The sequence below is a fragment of the Brachybacterium sp. B718/18 genome (genome assembly GCF_055454375.1).
In genome coordinates this window covers 82,600-102,247 of record NZ_JBVDDO010000001.1, presented here as the reverse complement: position 1 = coordinate 102,247, position 19,648 = coordinate 82,600, and the positions used below count along the sequence as shown (strand labels likewise).

Genomic DNA, 19,648 nt, shown 5'->3' with positions numbered 1-19,648 from the left:
CGACGCGATGGCGGTCCGGTGGGGTCTCGGTCCGACGGCACCTTCGTGGGCCGGTGGGGTCGCGGTCCGACGAGAACGCCCGAGCTCGGGTCGGCTCAGTCCTCGGACTTGGACTGCCCGGCGCGCCAGCGGATGCCGGCGTCGATGAACTCGTCGATCTCGCCGTCGAACACCGAGGCGGGGTTGCCCTCCTGGTACTCGGTGCGCAGGTCCTTCACCATCTGGTACGGGTTGAGGACATAGGAGCGCATCTGGTCGCCCCAGCTGGCCTTGACGTCGCCCGCGAGTTCCTTGCGCTCGGCGGCCTCCTCGGCGCGCTTGAGCAGCAGCAGGCGGGACTGCATGACCCGCAGCGCCGCGGCGCGGTTCTGGATCTGGGACTTCTCGTCCTGCATCGACACGACGGTGCCGGTGGGGATGTGGGTCATGCGCACCGCCGAGTCGGTGGTGTTGACCGACTGGCCGCCGGGGCCCGAGGAGCGGAAGACGTCGATCTTCAGCTCGTTCTCGGGGATCTCGATGGAGTCGGTGGACTCGATCAGGGGAATCACCTCGACAGCGGCGAAGGAGGTCTGCCGGCGGCCCTGGTTGTCGAAGGGGCTGATGCGCACCAGGCGGTGCGTGCCGCCCTCGACGGAGAGGGTGCCGTAGGCGAAGGGGGCGGAGACCTCGAAGGTGACGGACTTCAGGCCCGCCTCTTCCGCGTAGGAGGTGTCCATGACCTTGGCCGGGTAGCCGTGCCGCTCGGCCCAGCGCAGGTACATGCGCAGGAGCATCTCGGCGAAGTCCGCGGCGTCCACGCCGCCGGCGCCTGCGCGGATGGTGACGACGGCGTTGCGCTCGTCGTACTCCCCGGCGAGGAGGGTGCGCACCTCGAGCTCGTCGAGGGTGCGGTGGATGGAGACCAGCTCCTTCTCGGCCTCGGCGAGGGTGTCGGCGTCGTCCTCCTCGGCGGCGAGCTCGACCATCACCTCGAGGTCCTCGATACGGCTCGCGAGCTCGCTGATGCGGCGGCGCTCGGCCTGCGCGTGCGAGAGCGCGGCGGTGACCTTCTGGGCGTTCTCCACGTCGTCCCACAGATCCTGGGCGGAGGCCTGCTCCTCGAGCTCCGCGATCTTCGCGTCGAGCGCGTCGATGTCCGTCACCTGCTCGATCGAGGACAGGGTCGATCGGAGCTGCGGGATCTCTGCGGAGAAGTCGGTGGAAGTCACAAGGGGTGAGTCTACGGCAGTGGCCCTCAGGGACCGGGGGTTTCCGGGGCGACGGCGGACAGGGAGCGTCCGATCTCACGGCCGACCTGCTCGAGCAGCTCCTCGCCGCGGGCGATCGCGTCGGGGACGTCCGCGGCGCGGGAGAGCAGGTCCCAGGCGCGGGAGATCCCGGCCTCGTGCAGCTGGGCGGGGTCGAGGTCGATCGCCCCGGCGACGGCGAGGACCTCGGCGCCGGCGGCGACGGCGCGGCGGGCGACCTCCGCGGGCCCCTTGCCGTGGAGGGTCTGGGCGTCGAGCTTCCCCTCTCCGGTGAGCACCACGGCGGCGCCCTGCAGGCGGGTGTCGAAGTCGGCGAGCTCGAGGACGACATCGGCGCCGGAGCGCTGGGTGGCGCCGAGCACCAGGAGGGCGAAGCCCGCTCCCCCGGCGGCCCCCGCTCCGGGAGCGTCACGGTGCACCGCGCCCGGGTCGAGGAGCTCCGCGGCGGCGGCGAGCACGGCGTCGGCCTCGCGCACCTCCTTTGGGCCGAGGCCCTTCTGCGGTCCGTACACGGCGGCGGTGCCCTCGGGGCCGAGCAGCGGGTTCTGGACGTCGTTCGCGGCGACGAGGGTGATCCCGTCAAGCAGGTCAAGCGCCGGGCCGAGGTCGACCTCGGCGAGCTCCCGCAGCCCGGCGAGGCCGGGGCGGATCGAGGCACCGTCGGCTGTGAGCAGGCGGGCGCCGAGCGCCTGGAGCAGTCCGGCCCCGGCGTCCGTCGAGGCGCTGCCGCCGAGGCCGACGACGATCTGGCGCGCGCCGGCGTCGACGGCCCGGGCGATCAGTTCCCCGAGCCCGTGGGTCGAGGCGGTCTGCGGGGCGAGGGTGCTACCGGGGAGGGCTTTCAGGCCGACGGCGTCGGCGAGCTCGAGCACGGCGGTGCTCCCGTCGAGGGCCCAGGTCGTCTCGCGCTCGTGCCCCGTGGGGCCGGTGATGACGGCCGGGCGGGGCGCGGCGCCGGCGGCGAGCGCGGCGTCGACGGTGCCGTCCCCGCCGTCGGCAATGGGGCAGGCGAGGATCGGGGTCTCCGGGGCGGTCGCGGAGATCCCGCGGGTGAGGGCGGCGACGACCTCGGCGGCGGTGAGGGAGCCCTTGAACTTGTCCGGGGCGAGCAGCAGGGTGCGCGGGGTCATCGCGATCTGGCCTCTCCTTCGACGGTCAGCGGGACCGAGGTGCCGGTGCCGCGCGTGAACCATCCTGCCAGGGGCGGGTCGGTGCGCGCCGTGAGGACCACGCGCACGGTGCCGTCCTCGTCGACGGAGACGTCGGCGAGCTGCAGATCGTGGGTGCGGGAGGAGTCGAGCGGGTAGGACGCCAGGTGGTCCTTCGCCGCGCGACGGGCGGAGCCGGGGTGGATGACGGGGCCGTCGGAGGAGTCGTAGATCCGGGAGGGGTCCACGGCCTGGGAGCCGGCGAGCGCGGCGGCGTCGGCGGCGTGCTGCAGTGCGGTCCGCTCGAGCTGCACCCCGGTGATGGCGGTGCCGACGCCGATGACCATGAGGACCACGACCAGCACCCCCGTCGTGAGCAGGGTCATCGACCCGGTCGTCTCGGCGAGGCGGAGCCGGAGCGCCCGGGCGGCGCGGCGGATCGGACGGTCTCGCGGATGCGGGGACCGTGTGGGGGTCGCGGTGTGGCGGCGTCTCATGCGCGGTGCATGTCGACGGGGACGGAGTGCGAGGCGCCGACGGTGATCGGCCCGTCGTCGCCGAGGATCGGTCCCAGCCCGGGGACGGGCACGGGGATGCGGACCGTGGCGACGACGGTCCCGCCCGGGCTCGAGCAGGGATCCTCGGAGCAGCGGATCTCCACGACGTCCCCGGGCTCCAGCCCGAAGTCCTCGAGGACCAGATCGGCATGCCGGGCGGTGCGCTCGGCAGCGATCTGCGGGTCGGGCTCGACCGCGTGGATCCTGGCGGCATCCCGCGAGATGGTGTCGGCGGCGAAGACGGCGGCCTGCACCGAGCCGAGCGTCAGCACGAGGTAGACGCTGGGGATGAGCAGCGCCGCGGAGAGCACCACGAACTCCACCACGGCGTTGCCGCGGTCCTCGCGCAGCCGCCGCGCCGTGCGGCGGACCGCGTTCACCACTGCTCCTCGTCGAGAGCGCGCCCCTCGACGGTGAGCGTCCCGCTCGGCCCGAGCAGACCGACCAGCGGGAGGGTCGCGGTGATGCGGACGTGGATCGTCCCGTCGGGGTCCTGCACGGCCGTCGCCTCCGCGCCGAGGGCGTCGCCGTAGCGCCTCTCGAGGAGCTCCTCCGCACGCTGAGCCCCATCCTCGGCATCGGAGCCCGCGAGCGCCCCGAAGTGCGCGCCCTGCACCGCGGCGTCGACGAGCGAGTTCCGGGTGTGGACGATCAGCGAGACCTGGATGATCGCGAGGCTGATCAGCACGATCAGGACCGCGACCATCGGGAACTCGACGACCGCCGCACCGCGATCGGACCTCAGCCGCTCGAGAGTCCTTGCCGGCGCACGGGTCACGGTCCGGCGCGTCGACACGCACGGACCGGCACCGTCCCGGGACGAGGAACTGGAGGCGCACACCGTGTGATTCCGTCCGCGCTCAGAGGCTGCCGCCGAGGAACGGGGCCATCGCGTTCTCGAAGATGCGCACGATCTGATCGGACGCCACGGCCCACAGGGCGACGACGATCCCGGCGGTCATCAGCGTGATCAGCACCCACCCGGGCACGTCGCCGCTCTCGTCCCGCAGGCGCGCGAGGAGTCGCTGGGCGAGGTGGCGTCGGCGGGTGGGGCTCGCGGCGGTGAGGTCGGTGACGCCGCGGGCATCGAGGACGCCGCCGGCGCCGGGTCGACGGAGCGGACGGTTGCGGTGGACGGTCATGATCTCCTCCTGGAGGTCGGACCGGGGGTGGGTCCCCCCGGTCGGGCTGGGGTGCTGCGGTCATGTCGGGCTGGTGGGGTGTGCGGCCGTCGCGGTCGGTCGGGGAAGGGGATTCGGTGCGGGGTCACAGGGAGATCTCCAGGACCGCGAGTCCGGGGAAGATGGCGAACACGATCACGAGCGGCATCACGAAGAACACGACCGGGACGAGCATGTAGATCTCGCGCCGCCCCGCCATCTCCATGAGGTCCCGCTTCGACGCCTCGCGGGCGTCCTGCGCCTGGGCGCGCAGCACCTCGGCCAGGGGTGTTCCGCGTTCGATCGCGATGGACACGCCCTCTCCGAAGCGGGCGAGCGCGTGGAGGGGTGTACGCGTGCCGAGAGAGGCGAGGGCCTGGGCGACCGTGGTGCCCGCGCGGATGTCTGCGACGGTCGCGGCGAACTCGTCGGGCAGGGCGCCCGACGAGGTGCGGGCCACGCGCTCCATCGCGGCGATCGGGCTCTCGCCGGCCGCGACCGCGAGCGCCAGGAGGTCCGCGATGGTGGGGAACTCTCGGGCCATCCGGCTCGCACGCCGGGTGATCTCCACTCCCAGGAGGTAGTCGCGCAGCAGCACACCCGTCAGCGCCCCGAGGATCACGATCGCGAGGCCGAGCAGCGGGCCGGCGCCACGCAGGGTGATCGCCCCGAGGGCGATCGCGATGCCGAGCACCATCCCGAGGACACCGCAGACGACCTGCTCGATGCGGAAGGAGTCGACGGAGGTGCGGCGGCCGGCGAGCCGCAACCGGCGCTCGAGCTGATCGGCGCCGCCGGTGAGCCGTTCGAGGAGGCCGATCGTGCGCTCGGCGACGGGGCCTAAGAGGTTCTCCGCCACGACTCGCGCCCGGCCGGGCGTCCGGGGTGCTCCGAGGAGGGAGCTCCTGCCGGGTCGGCGCAGGTAGGGATCGATCCGGGCGGCCAGGTCGCGCCGGCGCAGCCAGGGCAGCTGGCCGGCGAGGAGCGTGAGACCCGTTCCGAGGACGAGGCCGAGCAGGGCTCCGGCGAGCATCGGGGTGGCACCGGTCATCGCAGCACCCGCTCATCCTGCGGCAGGCGGGCGATGAGGATCATGACCCGGTAGGCGAGAAGCGAGATCCCCGCCCCGCCGATGATCATCCCCACCCCGGCAGGCGAGTCGTAGGCCTGTGCCGCCTCCGGGCGGGTCGACATCAGGGCGAGCACGATCCACGGTGCGGCGAGGGCGAGCCGGGCGGCGTTGACGGTCCAGGACTGGCGGGCTTCGAGCTCGGCGCGGGTGCGGGCGTCCTCGCGCAGGAAGGCGGAGAGGGTGCGCAGCAGCCCGCCGAGGTCGGTGCCGCCGACGTCCCGGGTGATCCGCAGCGCCTCGACGATGCGATCCCCCACGGGATCCGCGAGGCGATGCTTGAGCCGGTCGAGGCAGACGGCGAAGTCCCCGGTGGCTTGGTAGTCGAGGGAGAACTCGTGGAACGCCGGACGGAGCTGCTCGGGTCCCTTGCGGCTGAGCTGGACGAGAGCCTCCGGGAGGGACAGACCGGCACGGATCGCCGAATGGATGTGGTCCACCGCCTCGGGCCACACCTCGCGCAGCGCGGTGGTCCGGCGGCGGGCGGCGCCGCGCAGGATCACCGGCGGCAGCACGGCGGCGACGGACACGATGGTGAGGGCGGGCACGACCGCGGTCGAGACCGCCCAGAGGATCGCGGCGGCCACCAGGCCGAGACCGGCACTGAGCGCGGGCACGGCGATCGGCGGGACGGTCGCGAGACCGACGACGAGCAGGTCCTCCCGGATCCGCTCGAGGCGACGCTGCAAGGGTCCCTCCCGCTCGGGCCGTCCCTCCTCCTCCCAGAGGGACCACCAGATCGCGAGGAGGCCCAGTCCCGCCAGCAGGCCGAGGAAGGCGCCGCCGCTCATGCCGCCTCCGCTCGGCGCAGGATCGCGGTGAGGTCGTAGCCAGCTCGGGCGAACCGCTCGGTGTGCGGAGGATGCCCGTCGCCGCGCACGAGGCGGTCCCCGCGCAGCGAGAAGAGGTCGCTTACCTCGATCGTCTCGTCCTCGACGCGTCCGGACAGCCCGGCGATCTCGTGGACCCGGCGCCGCCCGTCGGGGAGGATGTCGAGGTGGACGACGAGGTCGATGGCGCTCGCGACCGTCGGGACCACGAAGCGAGAGGAGACGTTCTCCCCCGCCAGCAGCGGAAGGGTGCACAACTTCACGACGGCGTCCCGCGCCGAGTTCGCGTGGATCGAGGCGAGGCCCGGCAGGCCTGAGTTGAGGGCGATCAGCATGTCGAGCGACTCCGCCTCCCGCACCTCTCCGACGATCACGCGAGTGGGCCTCATCCGCAGGGCCTCCTTAGCGAAGCCGCGCAAACGCTACAGGCTGCGGACCCTGATCTCGCGGTCGCCTGCGAAGTCCACCGTCACCGTGAACAGGCGCGCGAGCATCTCGCGCCGCTGCGCGACCGGGAGAACGTCCCAGTCCTCGAGCAGCGCCACCACCTGCTCGCCACTCGGCGCCGGCGCGGCCACCGCGGCGCGCGCTTCCGCGATCTCCGCATCGATCCGATCCCGCTTCGCGACGAGCTCGGCCATCGCCTCGTCGATCGCGTCCCGTGGGACGCCCTCGGCAGCCTGGACAGCGAGACGAGCCATCGCGGTCGTCGCCCGCTTCCGACGCGCCTCGAGCGCCGGGATCGACGGGCCCGCCGCGCGCTCCTCTCCCCCACTCTTCAGCTCCTCGCGGGCGGCGCGGTCCACGCGGCCCGCGAGACGACGCAGCTCAGCCTTCACCTCCGACTCGACCGTGGAGCAGCGGATGTACCCGCCCGTGTGGGTGCCGCGTGTATACCCTGTCGCGCACCGGTAGTACCGGACCCCGCCCGTGGCTTTCGACCCCGTCAGCACGGTCCCGCACGCCGCGCAGCGCACGATCCCCGACAGCAGGTACGGCGATGCTTCCGCGCGCGGCCGGCCTGCCCGCTGCGCACGTTTCATCCGGTATGCCTCCCACAGATCGCGCGGCACGATCGCCTCGTGCGCGCCGTCGACGACCTGGCCCCGGTAGATGAAGCGGCCCGTCGGGAAGACGTTGTCGAGCATGTCCTTGAGGGTGGACTCCGCCCACGCGGGCGCGCCGCGTTTCCCTCCGTGCTCCACGGTCGGGATCTCGTGGGCGTTGAGCCACTGGACGAGCGCGTAGATCGACGCCCCGTCTACATACCGCTGATAGAGGTCCCGCACGATCGGCGCCGTGACGGGGTCGGGGACGTGGAGCTGCTGGGCGGGGTCGTAGGTGTACCCGAACCGGTTCTTACCGTGATGCGGACGGCCCTGGCGCACTCTGCGCTCGTGCGCTTCGCGCCACTGGTCGCCGGCGCGCTCGGACTCGAATGCAGCGATCTCGATCATCATTCCGCGGGACAGGCGGCCGATCGAGGTGGAGGTGTCGATCGGCTCAGTCGCCGACTCGATCCGGCCACCGGCCTGCTGCGCCTTGTCCGCGCCCTGGTACCAGTCCAGCCGGTTCCTGGACCACCGGCTCCACTTCCACAGCAGGATGACGTCGACCTCGCCCCGCTCGACCATGCCCATGACGGCCTGTACCCCGGGCCGCGCGAACGTCCTCCCGGAGATCCCCGGGTCCGCCTCGACGGCGACCACGTCGTAGCCGTGCCGGGCCGCGTAGTCACGGCACGCCGTCTCCTGCAGCTCGAGGGAGATGCTCTCCTCGCGTGCGGTGGACTGGCGCTTGTAGATCACCGCCCGCTCCCGACGGCCCCGTCCCGTGCTCATGCTCCCCACCATCCCGTGTCCTGGCTCCCCTCGGTCTCGTGCTCGATGATCTCAGCCCACCACGGCGCCGGCACCGGCTCCCGCAGCTCGAGACCGAGCTCGAGCTGTACCGGCTCGTCCCGCTCCCCCATCACGCGACCCAGTGCGCGTCGGCGAGCCGGGCCTGCAGCGCGGCGCGCTCGCCAGCGGTGAGGGCGTGGAGCCGGTCGATCACGGTGTCGGGCAGAACGTCAAGCTCCTCGGCGATGACGACGACGTGCGGGGACCAGGCGGCCGCCTCGCCGAGGTCGTCGAGGTGGATGAGGCCGGTGGCGACCTCGCGGTCGATGCCGTGCTCGACGACGGCGATGCAGTGCCCGCGGTGGCCGCGGGCGTAGTGGATCAGCTCGTGGTCGAGGACGACGCGGCGGTCAACTGCGGTGAGCTCGCGGTCGAGCCAGATCCGGGAGACCCCGTCGGTGTAACCGAGGATCCCCTCGGGCAGGGCCGCATCTATGATCTCCGGTGGACGCATGTCCAGGAGGCTAGAGCGGACCCCCGACAAAGTAGGCGTCATGCACGGAGGACGTGAGAACTCGTTACGAAGTAAATCACGCTCTGCGCCACTAAAGTTACCTGGTATCCGACCAACGTGGCGGCTACCGCCAGGAAATGTCGATCTTGCAGGGCCGGTAGCAGGGCAATAACAATGAGCACACCTGTCGCAACCACGCCGATTAAGCCAGCCCAGGCCAAGAGCGCTTTCTGTCGATCGAGTAGCGTAAGCACGCCCGCATCTAGGGCAAAGCGGGGGTCGCGCCGCGCCTCATAGCCCTTCTCCCAAAAAAGCACCGCCTCCGCAAAGGTTATGCCCGTCAGAATCGAGGAAGCAGTAAGCAAGGAGCCTATATGTGAGTCCTGCGCACCCGTCGGCCCAAAAAAGAAGACAAGAATCCCGAGAACAATTCCTGGCACGCCCGCTGCGAGGCTCCAGGGATTAAATGTGCGTCCACCAGTTTCGGGGTCTTCAGGAAGAAATTGATCCCGAATTAGGGTGGCGCTCGTGTCTACGATTGTCATCCCACTCGACCTTCCAGGTCTTGGCGTCTTCGTCGGGTTGCCAATCAGACCCCGACGATAGGAGGTCGTCTGAAGTTGCTGCGTCGAAGCCGTAGCCCTTCAGGTCCTCACGCATCGCGAGTAGGCTCGCGACGAACTCATGCTCGTCCGCGTCGAGACCAGCTCCCGCCTCGGATAGAGGGAACGATAGCGTAACAGCGTAGTCGTCGTCACCCTTGAGGATCTCCACTGTGCGCGTGGCACCCGAGTCGGTCTTGAACTCCACCGCCGGCACCCACCCGTCCTTCGTGAGCCCCTTCGCTGTCGCACCGTCGCCCATGGCGGTAGCGAGGACTCCCATGAGCTTGTTCTGTCCTAGCAACCCGTTCTTCTTGGAGTACCGCCGCAGGTCAAGCACACTCCCTCGCCGTGGCGAGGCGCGGAACTCGAAGTTGAGCTCGGAGGCGCCGGCGCCTGACGATGCACCGCTCGTGTCCAAAGCGACTGGGCGCCGGAAGACGAGGCTCTTGGCAGGACGACTCTGGATCATCTTCTGGACGGCGGCGGGCGTCATCGCGGGCGCGATCTTGAGCATGAGGTCGGAGTGCTCCGCTTGGAAGCTCTGACGCAGGATCGACGTCAGGGCCGGCGCCGGAGTCACGGACGACGCCTTCTCGACAAGCATGAGTCCTGCATGCTGACCGGGCCTGAAAAAGAAGCGAACCTTCAGCTGTATCCACTCGCGATCGTCCTTCTGCCGATCGAACTCCCTCCTACTCCTCCCCCGCCGAGGCCGCCCCCTGAGGGTGCTTCGGATGCCCGAACTACCAATCTCAAGGAGGCACGAGACTCCCATACCCTGCGTGCTGCGCGAGACTGTGAGCACGGCTGCACGCCTGATGTCGTCCTCATCCAATGCCAACTCGAGACCGAGCACGGAATGAAGGATGCCGAGCACACACTCATTCAGTTTGAGCCCCTGACCATCGAGGTCATCGACAGGCCTCGTCTCGCTCACCTTCCCCCTGACATGAACTTTTACTTCGTAGGGGACTATTTGGTACGTGGGCAAAGCATCTCCTTCGTTGCGTTTCACGCTCCGCCGGCTTCGGCGTTACGGTCCTTCTACTGACGGTTCTCGCGGTCGGAGCTCACATCGTGCCGTGAGCTGAGGCCTTCGTCATCCCACTCGAACGGCTCCCCACGGCGGTTGCTGTTCGCGCGCCGCTCTCGGGCGATCTGGCGGAGTTGCTGGATCCGGGCGTCGGAGAACTCTGCCGAGCGCTGCATGCGGACCTTTACCTCGACGTGCAGCGAGTTCCCCTCGACGGTCGCGCGGACCACGGGCACGAGGCCGGCATCCTCGATGAGCTTGACGAGGGCGTGTGTCTGCTCCCCGATGGCGCGGGAGAACGTGCCGACGGGCTCGCCGTCGATGAGCACCTGCACCGTGTTGTAGATCGAGCGCGTGCCCATCTGGGCGGTGCGAAGCGTGGCGGCCTTGTCGGTCGGTCCGTCGGGGTCGACGATCGTGGAGAGGAAGTCGAGGTGGTTCTCCTCGCCGATGACCTGGATGACGCGGCCGGCGGGGATGATCTCGACCGCCCCGGGTGGCAGGTCACTCGGCGGCAGGATCTGTTGGGGGTCCGGCAGTTGGATTGTGAGGCTCGGCCGCCACAAGCGCTTCTTCGTGTCGTAGTGGGTGTGGAGCCGGGCGCGGATGGTGAGGTGCTTGCCGTCGGCGTGGAGCTGCTCGAGGGGGCGGACGTAGTCGGGAACGTCGTCGTCCGCAATGAATGCGACGTGCTGCCCCTCGGCCCAGACCGAGATGGCGGCACCGTGCCGGGCGTAGGGGTTGGCGGGATCGAGGGCGAGGTCGACGGCGAGGTCGATGGCGGCGCGGGTTCCGTCGGCGGGAAGGCCGAGCTGCTGCGCGAGGCGTGCGTGGGCCTGCTGCCGGTAGAACTCGCCGACGACGGGTCGCATGCGCGTGGCGGGCTGCCAGGGTTCGTAGTCGTCCCCGCTGGGACGTGGCGAGGAGTGCTTACTGGGCGTCTGCGTGAGGGACGTGTCGTGGGATGCCGAGCTCGGCTCGGATTGGTCGTGAGCAGGAGGCCCAGGCTGGGCGGCGGCTTGTCGGATCAGGAGGAAGGTGCCGACTGCGCTCACGATGAGGCCGAAGGCGACCAGCCCAGCGCCTGTGTCTCCGGTGAGCAGGCCGATGAAGAGCATGATCCCGCCGAGGGCGAGGAGCAGCAGGCCCCAGACGGAGCAGCCACACCCGTCGTCGCTCACGCCCCATCGTCCTCGGCGTCGTGGTCCTGCTGCTGTCGGGCCTCGCGGCCGCGATTCCGTCCTCGCTTCGCGGCGAGGCGGTACTCGTCCTGCTCCCACGGCCGGGCCTCGAGATCCTCGGCGGCGACATCATCCGGCTGCTCGCCGACGGAAGGCTGAGGGAGGTCCTCGAGGCCTTCTACGACGACGGGTGCGGCGTTGTCGATCCCATGCACGGCGTCGCGAACCTTAACCCAGCGGGCCCGACGTTCGCGTGCGGCGCGGCTCGCGTCACTGCTTGTTGCGCCATCCTGCTGAGCTGAATCCGCCAGGTCGTCACCGACCGGCGCCGGTTCGGCTGCTGCGGGGTCTGGTGCTGGTTCATCGCGCGAACTCACTCTCTCCGCGGCGATCGCGCGGATGATCTCGTCGACAGCACGGCGCTGCCGATCGGTGAGCAAGTCCGCTTCCGCCGGCGGGGTGTATCGGGTGCGCTCGGTGCGCTCCTGCCCCACCCACCCGGCGACGACCCGGACATCGAGCCTGAGTGCGTCCGCGATCTTCTGGACGTTCTCCGGCTTCGGCTTGCGCGAGCGTCCGCTCACGATTGCCGACACCGTCGACTGCGGCACGCCCACGGCCTGCGCGAGCTGGTTGTAGCTCGGCTTCTCCTCGTTCCGAGGGTCCACGAACCCCGCCCTGATCAGGGCCAGGTCCCAGTCCGTCAGCTGCTTGCTCATGGCGAGATCGTCCGTTCTGTGACTAGCGCTAGACAAGCAGGAGTCTAGACACAGCGTCTAGCGATTACATCCGTGTAACCAGCAGAAACACACTCCACGTCCAGATTTGTGCAACCAGCGCTTGACACTACTGTCAAGCGTGCCCTACCTTCTGTGCTACCAGCTACCCGCACCAAACACTGAAGAGAGGAGGTCTCGATGGTCATCGAAGAGACCCGCACCGACGTCCGCCTCATCAGCCGCGACGCACTCCGCACCTACATGGAGTTCAGAGGCGAGACCATCCGGTCCCTCGCGCAGAAGGTCGGTGCCTCCCACGGGACCATCGGCCACCTCCGATCCGGCAAGCAGCAGTACATCCGCGCGAACTGGGCTCGCTCCATCGAGCGCGCCCTCAACGCTCCCCCAGGATCGCTGTTCGAGATCACCACCACCCAGGTGAAGCGCGAGCGCCCCGGCTACAAGCGGAGCGCCGCCGCATGAGAACCCGCACCGTCACCGCGATCCCCTGCGGCACCCGCAACGGCACCCCCATCACCCGCGCCTACCGGTACGACCTCTCCCGCGACCCGGAGCCCTTCGGGAAGGACGCCGCCACCGGCCGCACCAAGTCCCGCCTCTGGGGCCCCTGCAGGCCCAGCACCCGCCACGCCCTCAACCGGCAGGCACCCCTCGCCGTCGTGTGGACCGACACCATCCACACCCTCTCCCCCACTCAGCAGGAGCCCCGATGACCCGCCGCCGCCACGCCGCCCGTGACACCACCTGTGACTACTGCGGGCTCCCCCTCCCCTCCCGCGGACGGCCCGCACTGTGCGACCTCGAAACGTCGAGCGCGCCCCTCCTCGCTCCGCTCCACTCCTGCCCCGACTCAGGCACATACCCCTGCGACATCTGCACCCCGATGGAGGTCCCTGCATGAGCACCACCCAGCAGATCCACGACCAGGTCCAGGACGGCATCGACGCCCGCGTCGACCAGCGAATCCTCCACGCCGCCCAGCCCCTCGCCCTCGCCTACCGCACCCTGCTCGGCTGGGACGGCACCAGCATCGACGACGCCGTCAACGCCGCCTGGACCCCCACCGGCCCCTCCAAGGAGATCCTCCACGCCCGGATCGAGTTCCGCCGCGCCAACCCGAACCTCCTCCACCCACCCACCGAGAACCGAGACGCCGCATGACCGCGCTCCTGCTCACCGCCGCGACCCTCATCGTCCGCGTCGCCCTGCTCACCGTCATCGTCGCCGCGCTCATCTTCATCACCGTCCTGCTCACCGAGCAGGCCCACCAGATCCGCACCGCCATCACCAAGGAGAACCACCACCATGACCGCACTCACGCCTGAGCAGCTCGAGCAGCTGGCCACCGAGCACGCGACCCTCGCCGACACCATCGCCACCGCCACCGAACGCCAGCGCGAGATCAAGGCGATCCTCACCGACCTCGGCCCCGGCAAGCACGCCGCCGGCGACTACACGATCCAGGTCACCGTCCCCCAGAAGTTCGACGCGAAGGCCGCCGAAGCCGCGTACCCCCACGCCGCGCACCCCGAGTTCTACGCCCTAGCACTCGACCGGAAGAAGCTCGAGCACACCCTCCCGCCCGCGACCGTCGACCTGTTCAAGATCGACGGCACCCCCACGGTGACCGTGAAGTGACCAGCATTGCCACCACACCGGCCGGGGAGGGGGTGACCCTCTCCCCCGGCGACGCGGCGACCGAGATCTGGGACCTCATCGAGCACGGACTCGCGCACCAGCCCCGCTCACTCCAGAAGCGGATCGGCCCGTCCGAGCTCGGTGCCGACTGCGTCCACTGCCTCGCCGCGAAGCTCGCCGGCTGGGAGAAGACGCAGGACCGGGCCTGGCTCCCCGCCATCGGCACCGGCATGCACCTCCTCCTCGAGGAGCTCTTCACCCGCTTCGAGCGCGAGAACCGGACGGGGCGTCCTCGGTTCCTGATGGAGCAGCGCGTCACCGTCGGCAACATCGGCGGCACCCCCATCACCGGCTCCACCGACCTCGTCGACCTGTGGGCCGGGATGACCGTGGATTGGAAGCTGATCGGGCCCTCCTCACTGCGGAAGTACAAGACCGGCCCCTCCGCCACGTACCGCGCCCAGGCGCACCTGTACGCGAAGGGATGGCGCGCCGCCGGGCACGACATCTCGACGGTCTCGATCTGCTTCCTGCCCCGCAACTCCCCGAACATGCGCGACGGGTTCTGGTGGCACGAGCCGTACGACGAGCAACTCGCCGAGCAGGTCCTTGACCGAGCGAACTCCATCCACGCCGCCCTCACCGCCCTCGAGCAGGTGAGCACCGAGACCCGGGACGCCTGGATCACCCAGCTCCCGAGAGCCGCTGACTGCTGGGACTGCGCCCGCTTCCCCGACTACCAGCGGAAGACCCCCAAGACCTCGTCCCTCCTGGACGGGCTCACCACCGCATGAACACCAAGGAGAACACCATGACCGCAACGCTCAACGACGTCGACGCCCTCTTCCAGGGCGGCGGCTCCCCCACCTTCACCAAGGACATGACGCCCGGCGAGACCCGCGAGGGCATCGTCATCTCCACGCCGCTCGCGCAGCAGGTCACGAAGTTCAAGTCCACCGAGCTGGACTACTTCACCAACGGTGAGCCGAAGATGCAGATCAAGTTCGAGGTGTCCACCGAGCTGCAGACCGACGCGGACGACACCGGCGACCGGACCGTGTACGTGAAGACGTGGGGGAACCAGTCCCGCGCCTTCGAGGACGCGGTCCGCACCGCCGGACACACCAAGGTGTCCGAAGCGATCACCCCCGGCACCATCGTCCGCGTCACCTTCAAGGGCAAGCAGACGGTGCGGTCGAAGAACGGGTCAACGTTCGAGGAGAACGGGTACGAGTACGAGATCGTCCCCGCCACCCAGCCCGGACAGGGACAGCCCGCCCCTGCGGCGGCTGCCGGGGCGCAGCAAGCCCCCACCGCCCCCGCACCGGCTGCTCCGGCCCCGGCCGCTCCGGCTGCGCAGGCGCCCGCAGCCCCGGCGGCTGCTGCGCCGTCGAACCCGGCCGAGATGATCGCCGCCGGCTGGACCGACGACCAGATCACCGCCGCCGTCCCCGGTCTCACCGGTGAGGTCGTCGCCTGGCTCCGCACCCAGCAGGCCTGACCCCTCCCCGCCTCGGTGACGCAGGCACAGGACTGCTCACGGCCCGGACCCGCACCGGGGCACCACCCCACCCCGCCCACCGACTCCTGGAAGGACCGACCTGATGCTCTGCGCCCACCTGCACTGCTGGCGCCCCGCCACCCTCCACTCTCTCTGCGAGTGGCACCTCGTCGACACCCTCGCCGCCGGCCACCGCGCCGCCACCCAGAACAGGCCCACCCGATGACCCTCTACGACGGCTTCGGCGCCCCGATCACCGAGTCCATCGACGAGATCACCAATACCCCCGCCACCACCGATCCCACCCCGTGGCTGCACGAGAACGGCACCCGCCACGCGACCCTGCGCACCGCGGGACCGGGAGTCGTGCACTGGATGCCCCGCGACCACCACGACATCGTCGACGTCCGCAGAGAGGACCCGCGATGAGCCACTACGCCGCCATCTTCCCCATCGACACCCCGCTGCCCGAGCCCCGCCTCCACCGGCAGGCACTCAACCAGCTGCACACCATCGTCCCCGACACCATCACCATCACCGGCGAGTGGACCGGCTACACCTGGACCGACCCCCACGGCCGCCGCTGGTACGTCCTCACCGCCCCCGCCGAAGGCACCGACAACACCAACCTCACCCAGATCCGCGCCATCACCCGCCACATCCACCCCGACCTCCACGCCTGGATCGACCGACCCTCCCCCGAGCAGCACCGGGCTCAGGCCGCGTCGAAGCCCCGCCTCGAACGGCTCCAGGAGCTCCTCAACACCGGGACCGCCATCGAGGACGCCCTCACCGAGTGCGGCTGGCGACAAGCCCGCTCCGCAAGCAAAGCCGCGCGCCGCGCCGGGAACCTCACCCTCGCACGCACCCTCGAGGCAGCCGCCTGATGGCCCTCGTCGACCGCGAACCCATGACAGACGCAAACGGCGCCGTGCACCACTACCGGCCCGTCCCCGACAACACCCCCGGCGTCCCCCCGGAGCACCCGCACCCCGACGCGATCCACCAAGCCCGACCGTCCGGGCGCGGCATCCACCCCTGCACCCACCTCCACCCCCTCTCCGACCAGCTCGCCTACTACGAGCAGCGGGGCGAGGAACCGGACATGCCCGTCGACGGCGACCAGACCGCACGCTGGCGGGCCCTGCAGTGCTGGGACGACCAGATCGGCCGCCAGCCCGGCAAGAAGTCGTTCGCGGGCTCGGAGCCGTGCGAGAACCCTGACTGCCCTCACCCGCAGCCGCACTGCGCCGGGCAGTGGTTCTCCGAGAACTGGCCCCGCTTCCGCGACATCGCGCACGTCCTCTACCCCGAAGGCCGCGTGCCGTGGCCCCTCGGCTACCGCGGCCCCCGCATCTACGACGGCGGCTGGGGGCAGTGGCAGCCGTTCAAGGATTACACGACCGCCGAGCACGGCGAAGACGACCCCGACACCGAACCCGCACCAGCCCCGGCACCGGCACTGGAGCCGGTGCAGCTCGACCTCCTCGACCTCTTGGGATCCACCACGTGAGCCGACGCTACGAGATCCGGGTCCGCGGCCGCCGCACCATCACCACCAACACCCGTGCCGAGGCCGACGACTGGGCCGCCATCCTCTCCACCCCCGGCGCGATCGTCACCATCCACGACCTCACCGTCCAGCCCGCCGCCTACCCACCGATCCCCGCCCAGCAGCCCAGCATCTTCGACCACCTGGAGGACCCCACACCATGACCAGCACCACCCTCCAGGCCGCAGCCCTCCACCACCACGACCAGGGCCTCACCATCATCCCCATCGCGACCGACGGCACGAAGCGGCCCGCCGTCGCCTGGAAGCCCTACCAGACCCAGCCTCCGAGCAGGGGCCAGGTCGAGCAGTGGTGGACGACCGCGCCCGCCGCCGGGATCGGGATGCTCACCGGCACCCCGTCCGGCCGCATCGAGATGATCGAACTCGAGCACGCCGCCGCCCACGCCCTCCCCCAGCTCGAGACCGAAGCCGCCCAGCGCGGTCTCCTCGAGCTCTGGCACGCCGTGACGCGCGGCTGGGTCCACGCCTCCCCCTCCGGCGGCATCCACTGGCACATCCGCCTCGCACCCGACGCCGGCCCCATGCCCGGCAACACCAAGATCGCCCGCCGCCGTGACCCCGACACCGGCCGCTGGCAGGTGCTCGCCGAGACCCGCGGCGAAGGCGGTTACACCGTCATCCCACCCACCGGAGGCACCGTCCACCCGTCAGGGAACCCCTGGACCCTCCTCCAAGGCGCCCCCGCCGACATCCCCGTCCTCACCGCCGAGCAGCGCGGACAGATCCACGCCATCATCGCCGCTGTCCTCAACGAACCCGACCCCGCACCGGAGCCCGCCGCACCGGCGCCCCTGTCGCTCACCGCGCGCGCCGCAGCACGCGACGACGGCTCCAAGACCCCCGGCGACGACTACGAGGCCGCGACGTCCTGGGCCGAGATCCTCACCCCGCACGGCTGGCAGATCCACCACACCGACGGGCACACCACCCACTGGACCCGCCCCGGCAAGACCCTCTCCGAAGGCGTCTCCGCCACCACCGGCCACGCCGACGACCGCGACCGCCTCTACGTCTTCACCAGCTCCACCGACTTCGAACCCGAGGTGCCGTACACGAAGCTCGGCGCGCTCGCCGTGCTCGAGTTCGGCGGGGACCACTCCGCCGCCGTCCGCCACCTCGCCTCCAAGGGCTACGGCGACCCCCTCCCTCCGAAAGCCACCGTCTTCGACATCACCCCCACTCCGGCCACGCCGACGGCGCCCGCCGCCTACGGGAACCTCGCCCTCCACACCACCCCCGCCCAGCTTCCCGTCGACGACATCGACATCTTCGAGACCCGCACCCTCGACCACACCGACGACTGGGCCGCACTCTCCCTCGTCGCCGAACACGGCCACGAGATCCGCTACGTCCCCGACCGCGGCCGATGGCTCCACTGGACCGGCCACACCTGGGAACTCCAGCCCGGCACCGGCGGCCAGATCAGAGAGCTCACCAAGCACGTCGCCCGCGCACTCCCCGAAGACTCCCGCGACGAGACCGCGTTCAAGAAGCGGTTCCTCTCCGCCACCGGCACCACCAACGCCCTCACCCAAGCCCAGACCGACCCCCGCATCACCGTCGCCTGGGACGACCTCGACGCCCACCCCTACGAGCTCAACACCCCCGGCGGCATCGTCAACCTCACCACCGGCCAGCTCGGACCCTCCGACCCGACCCGACTCCACACCCGCACCACCCAGATCACCCCCGACTGGGACACCTCCCCCGGCCTCTGGACCTACTTCCTCGAGAGCACCTTCGAAGGCCAAGACGAGCACCTCATCGGCTACGTGCAGCGCCTCCTCGGCTACTCCATCACCGGCGCCGTCACCCACCACGTCCTCCCCTTCCTCCACGGCGCCGGCGCGAACGGCAAGTCCACGATGCTCGACGTCGTCATGCACCTCCTCGGCGGCTACGCCGGCTCCACCCCCGCCGGGTTCCTCATGCAGGGCATGCAGCAACACGAGACCGAGATCGCCCGCCTCTCCGGCCTCCGCTTCGTCGTCGCCTCCGAGGTCAACGAACGCGACCGCTTCGACGAAGCGAAGGTCAAGCAGCTCACCGGCGGCGACACGCTCACAGCCCGATTCATGCGGCAGGACCACTTCACGTTCACCCCCACCCACCACCTCTGGCTCATGGGCAACAAGCAGCCCCGCGTCCAGACCGGCGGCGAATCCTTCTGGCGCAGGCTCCGCATGATCCCTTTCGCCAACGTCGTCCCCCGCCACCAACGCGACGAGCACCTCACCCAGAAGCTCATCGACGAAGAAGGCCCCGCGATCCTGGCCTGGATCATCGACGGCGCCCGCGACGCCACCGACGCCGGCATCCGCGACCCCGAATCCGTGCTCGCCGCCACCCGCGAATACGCCAGCGAGGAAGACGCCTTCGGACAGTACGTCGACGAGCGACTCCGCACCGGCACCAACGGCCACGAGAAGGCCGCCACCGTTCGCGCCGACTACGAGGACTGGTGCCACCGCAACGGCGAGCAGCCCATGTCCGCGCAGGTCCTCTCCCGCGAGCTCCGCACCCGCTTCGACGTGAAGCTCACGAAGATCCACGGGGCCCGCCAGTACGAGGGCGTGATGCTCTACGCCGACCCCGACGCCGAGCCCACCACCGAGCACTGGAGCGACCGATGAACCGGCCCGTCCCCCGCTACGGCGAAGCCCTCCTCGAAGGCCGCTGGACCCACAACGCCGAAGCGCTCCTCCAGCACTTCCTCGCCACCCAGACCATCCGGAAGCCAGGCGCTGAGATGCCAGCCAGCGTGCTGCGCGCCGCGTACGAGCTCTGGGCTGCGGCGCACCGCGAGGAGGTCGTGACGCGCACCCAGTTCGGTCTCCAGGTGAAGAAGGCCGGGATCTCGAAGGTGCAGCGGGGCGGCCGGATCATCTACGTCGACATCGCCCCTCGGACGGGGGAGGCCCCGTGAACAGGGTAGTTCTGGACGAG

Annotated in this window: 28 protein-coding genes and 1 pseudogene; 14 read left to right on the top strand and 15 right to left on the bottom strand. The window is 70.3% G+C overall.

What is annotated here, in order from left to right; translation table 11 throughout:
- Positions 1-95 precede the first annotated feature (95 nt).
- The 15 genes and pseudogenes from prfB to ACZCAH_RS00490 form a co-directional block, all read right to left on the bottom strand.
- Positions 96-1,211 carry a peptide chain release factor 2 gene (gene prfB, locus ACZCAH_RS00560; protein WP_329745203.1) on the bottom strand — a complete coding sequence of 372 codons (1,116 nt, stop codon included), beginning with the start codon at positions 1,209-1,211 and terminating at the stop codon, positions 96-98.
- Positions 1,212-1,237: 26 nt separating this feature from the next.
- Positions 1,238-2,380, bottom strand: a complete 1,143-nt coding sequence (locus ACZCAH_RS00555) for a glycerate kinase (RefSeq protein WP_464339239.1) — start codon at positions 2,378-2,380, stop codon at positions 1,238-1,240.
- Positions 2,377-2,895 (bottom strand): pilus assembly protein TadG-related protein, encoded by a 519-nt coding sequence (locus ACZCAH_RS00550; RefSeq protein WP_464339238.1) that lies wholly within the window; start codon positions 2,893-2,895, stop codon positions 2,377-2,379. The genes ACZCAH_RS00555 and ACZCAH_RS00550 overlap by 4 nt, the downstream gene beginning before the upstream one ends.
- Positions 2,892-3,335, bottom strand: coding sequence for a hypothetical protein (locus tag ACZCAH_RS00545; RefSeq protein WP_464339237.1), 444 nt, complete (start codon positions 3,333-3,335; stop codon positions 2,892-2,894). Before ACZCAH_RS00545 ends, ACZCAH_RS00550 begins: the two co-directional genes overlap by 4 nt.
- Complete coding sequence (locus ACZCAH_RS00540; protein ID WP_464339236.1) at positions 3,332-3,733, bottom strand: TadE/TadG family type IV pilus assembly protein; 402 nt, start codon at positions 3,731-3,733, stop codon at positions 3,332-3,334. The genes ACZCAH_RS00545 and ACZCAH_RS00540 overlap by 4 nt, the downstream gene beginning before the upstream one ends.
- Positions 3,734-3,815: 82 nt before the next feature.
- On the bottom strand, positions 3,816-4,097 hold the full coding sequence (locus tag ACZCAH_RS00535) for a hypothetical protein (RefSeq protein ID WP_464339235.1): 282 nt from the start codon (positions 4,095-4,097) through the stop codon (positions 3,816-3,818).
- 124 nt (positions 4,098-4,221) lie between these two features.
- Entirely contained in the window at positions 4,222-5,166 is a 945-nt protein-coding gene (locus ACZCAH_RS00530) for a type II secretion system F family protein (protein ID WP_464339234.1), read from the bottom strand.
- The gene (locus ACZCAH_RS00525; protein ID WP_464339233.1) at positions 5,163-6,035 is read right to left on the bottom strand and encodes a type II secretion system F family protein; all 873 of its coding nucleotides are present in this window, start codon (positions 6,033-6,035) and stop codon (positions 5,163-5,165) included. The genes ACZCAH_RS00530 and ACZCAH_RS00525 overlap by 4 nt, the downstream gene beginning before the upstream one ends.
- Positions 6,032-6,493 (bottom strand): annotated as a pseudogene (locus ACZCAH_RS00520) (ATPase, T2SS/T4P/T4SS family); the annotation flags it as partial. The gene ACZCAH_RS00525 and the pseudogene ACZCAH_RS00520, both read right to left, overlap by 4 nt.
- 3 nt (positions 6,494-6,496) lie before the next feature.
- Positions 6,497-7,915 (bottom strand): recombinase family protein, encoded by a 1,419-nt coding sequence (locus ACZCAH_RS00515; RefSeq protein WP_464339232.1) that lies wholly within the window; start codon positions 7,913-7,915, stop codon positions 6,497-6,499.
- 130 nt (positions 7,916-8,045) lie between these two features.
- Positions 8,046-8,429, bottom strand: a complete 384-nt coding sequence (locus ACZCAH_RS00510) for an ImmA/IrrE family metallo-endopeptidase (protein WP_464339231.1) — start codon at positions 8,427-8,429, stop codon at positions 8,046-8,048.
- Between the two features lie 38 nt (positions 8,430-8,467).
- On the bottom strand, positions 8,468-8,974 hold the full coding sequence (locus ACZCAH_RS00505; protein WP_464339230.1) for a hypothetical protein: 507 nt from the start codon (positions 8,972-8,974) through the stop codon (positions 8,468-8,470).
- On the bottom strand, positions 8,922-10,025 hold the full coding sequence (locus tag ACZCAH_RS00500; RefSeq protein ID WP_464339229.1) for a hypothetical protein: 1,104 nt from the start codon (positions 10,023-10,025) through the stop codon (positions 8,922-8,924). Before ACZCAH_RS00500 ends, ACZCAH_RS00505 begins: the two co-directional genes overlap by 53 nt.
- 53 nt (positions 10,026-10,078) lie before the next feature.
- Complete coding sequence (locus ACZCAH_RS00495; protein ID WP_464339228.1) at positions 10,079-11,248, bottom strand: hypothetical protein; 1,170 nt, start codon at positions 11,246-11,248, stop codon at positions 10,079-10,081.
- A complete protein-coding gene (locus tag ACZCAH_RS00490; protein ID WP_464339227.1) occupies positions 11,245-11,967 on the bottom strand; it encodes a helix-turn-helix domain-containing protein in 723 nt (240 codons plus the stop codon). Before ACZCAH_RS00490 ends, ACZCAH_RS00495 begins: the two co-directional genes overlap by 4 nt.
- Positions 11,968-12,165: 198 nt before the next feature.
- Between ACZCAH_RS00490 and ACZCAH_RS00485 the strand changes: the two genes are divergently transcribed.
- From ACZCAH_RS00485 to ACZCAH_RS00420, 14 genes are all read left to right on the top strand, one after another.
- Positions 12,166-12,450: a hypothetical protein gene (locus tag ACZCAH_RS00485; protein WP_464339226.1), complete on the top strand. Its 285-nt coding sequence runs from the start codon at positions 12,166-12,168 to the stop codon at positions 12,448-12,450.
- The gene (locus ACZCAH_RS00480; RefSeq protein ID WP_464339225.1) at positions 12,447-12,701 is read left to right on the top strand and encodes a hypothetical protein; all 255 of its coding nucleotides are present in this window, start codon (positions 12,447-12,449) and stop codon (positions 12,699-12,701) included. The genes ACZCAH_RS00485 and ACZCAH_RS00480 overlap by 4 nt, the downstream gene beginning before the upstream one ends.
- A gap of 184 nt (positions 12,702-12,885) precedes the next feature.
- The gene (locus tag ACZCAH_RS00475) at positions 12,886-13,149 is read left to right on the top strand and encodes a hypothetical protein (RefSeq protein ID WP_464339224.1); all 264 of its coding nucleotides are present in this window, start codon (positions 12,886-12,888) and stop codon (positions 13,147-13,149) included.
- Entirely contained in the window at positions 13,146-13,313 is a 168-nt protein-coding gene (locus ACZCAH_RS00470) for a hypothetical protein (RefSeq protein WP_464339223.1), read from the top strand. The genes ACZCAH_RS00475 and ACZCAH_RS00470 overlap by 4 nt, the downstream gene beginning before the upstream one ends.
- Positions 13,294-13,626 carry a hypothetical protein gene (locus tag ACZCAH_RS00465; protein WP_464339222.1) on the top strand — a complete coding sequence of 111 codons (333 nt, stop codon included), beginning with the start codon at positions 13,294-13,296 and terminating at the stop codon, positions 13,624-13,626. The genes ACZCAH_RS00470 and ACZCAH_RS00465 overlap by 20 nt, the downstream gene beginning before the upstream one ends.
- A complete protein-coding gene (locus tag ACZCAH_RS00460) occupies positions 13,623-14,420 on the top strand; it encodes a hypothetical protein (RefSeq protein ID WP_464339221.1) in 798 nt (265 codons plus the stop codon). The genes ACZCAH_RS00465 and ACZCAH_RS00460 overlap by 4 nt, the downstream gene beginning before the upstream one ends.
- Positions 14,421-14,437: 17 nt before the next feature.
- Positions 14,438-15,127 (top strand): hypothetical protein, encoded by a 690-nt coding sequence (locus ACZCAH_RS00455; protein WP_464339220.1) that lies wholly within the window; start codon positions 14,438-14,440, stop codon positions 15,125-15,127.
- A 103-nt stretch (positions 15,128-15,230) separates the two neighbouring features.
- Positions 15,231-15,353 (top strand): hypothetical protein, encoded by a 123-nt coding sequence (locus tag ACZCAH_RS00450; protein WP_464339219.1) that lies wholly within the window; start codon positions 15,231-15,233, stop codon positions 15,351-15,353.
- Positions 15,350-15,556 carry a hypothetical protein gene (locus ACZCAH_RS00445; RefSeq protein WP_464339218.1) on the top strand — a complete coding sequence of 69 codons (207 nt, stop codon included), beginning with the start codon at positions 15,350-15,352 and terminating at the stop codon, positions 15,554-15,556. Before ACZCAH_RS00450 ends, ACZCAH_RS00445 begins: the two co-directional genes overlap by 4 nt.
- A complete protein-coding gene (locus ACZCAH_RS00440; RefSeq protein ID WP_464339217.1) occupies positions 15,553-16,014 on the top strand; it encodes a hypothetical protein in 462 nt (153 codons plus the stop codon). Before ACZCAH_RS00445 ends, ACZCAH_RS00440 begins: the two co-directional genes overlap by 4 nt.
- A 23-nt stretch (positions 16,015-16,037) precedes the next feature.
- Complete coding sequence (locus tag ACZCAH_RS00435) at positions 16,038-16,640, top strand: hypothetical protein (RefSeq protein ID WP_464339216.1); 603 nt, start codon at positions 16,038-16,040, stop codon at positions 16,638-16,640.
- Entirely contained in the window at positions 16,637-16,843 is a 207-nt protein-coding gene (locus tag ACZCAH_RS00430) for a hypothetical protein (RefSeq protein ID WP_464339215.1), read from the top strand. Before ACZCAH_RS00435 ends, ACZCAH_RS00430 begins: the two co-directional genes overlap by 4 nt.
- Complete coding sequence (locus ACZCAH_RS00425) at positions 16,840-19,335, top strand: phage/plasmid primase, P4 family (RefSeq protein ID WP_464339214.1); 2,496 nt, start codon at positions 16,840-16,842, stop codon at positions 19,333-19,335. The genes ACZCAH_RS00430 and ACZCAH_RS00425 overlap by 4 nt, the downstream gene beginning before the upstream one ends.
- A complete protein-coding gene (locus ACZCAH_RS00420) occupies positions 19,332-19,628 on the top strand; it encodes a hypothetical protein (protein ID WP_464339213.1) in 297 nt (98 codons plus the stop codon). The genes ACZCAH_RS00425 and ACZCAH_RS00420 overlap by 4 nt, the downstream gene beginning before the upstream one ends.
- Positions 19,629-19,648 lie beyond the last annotated feature (20 nt).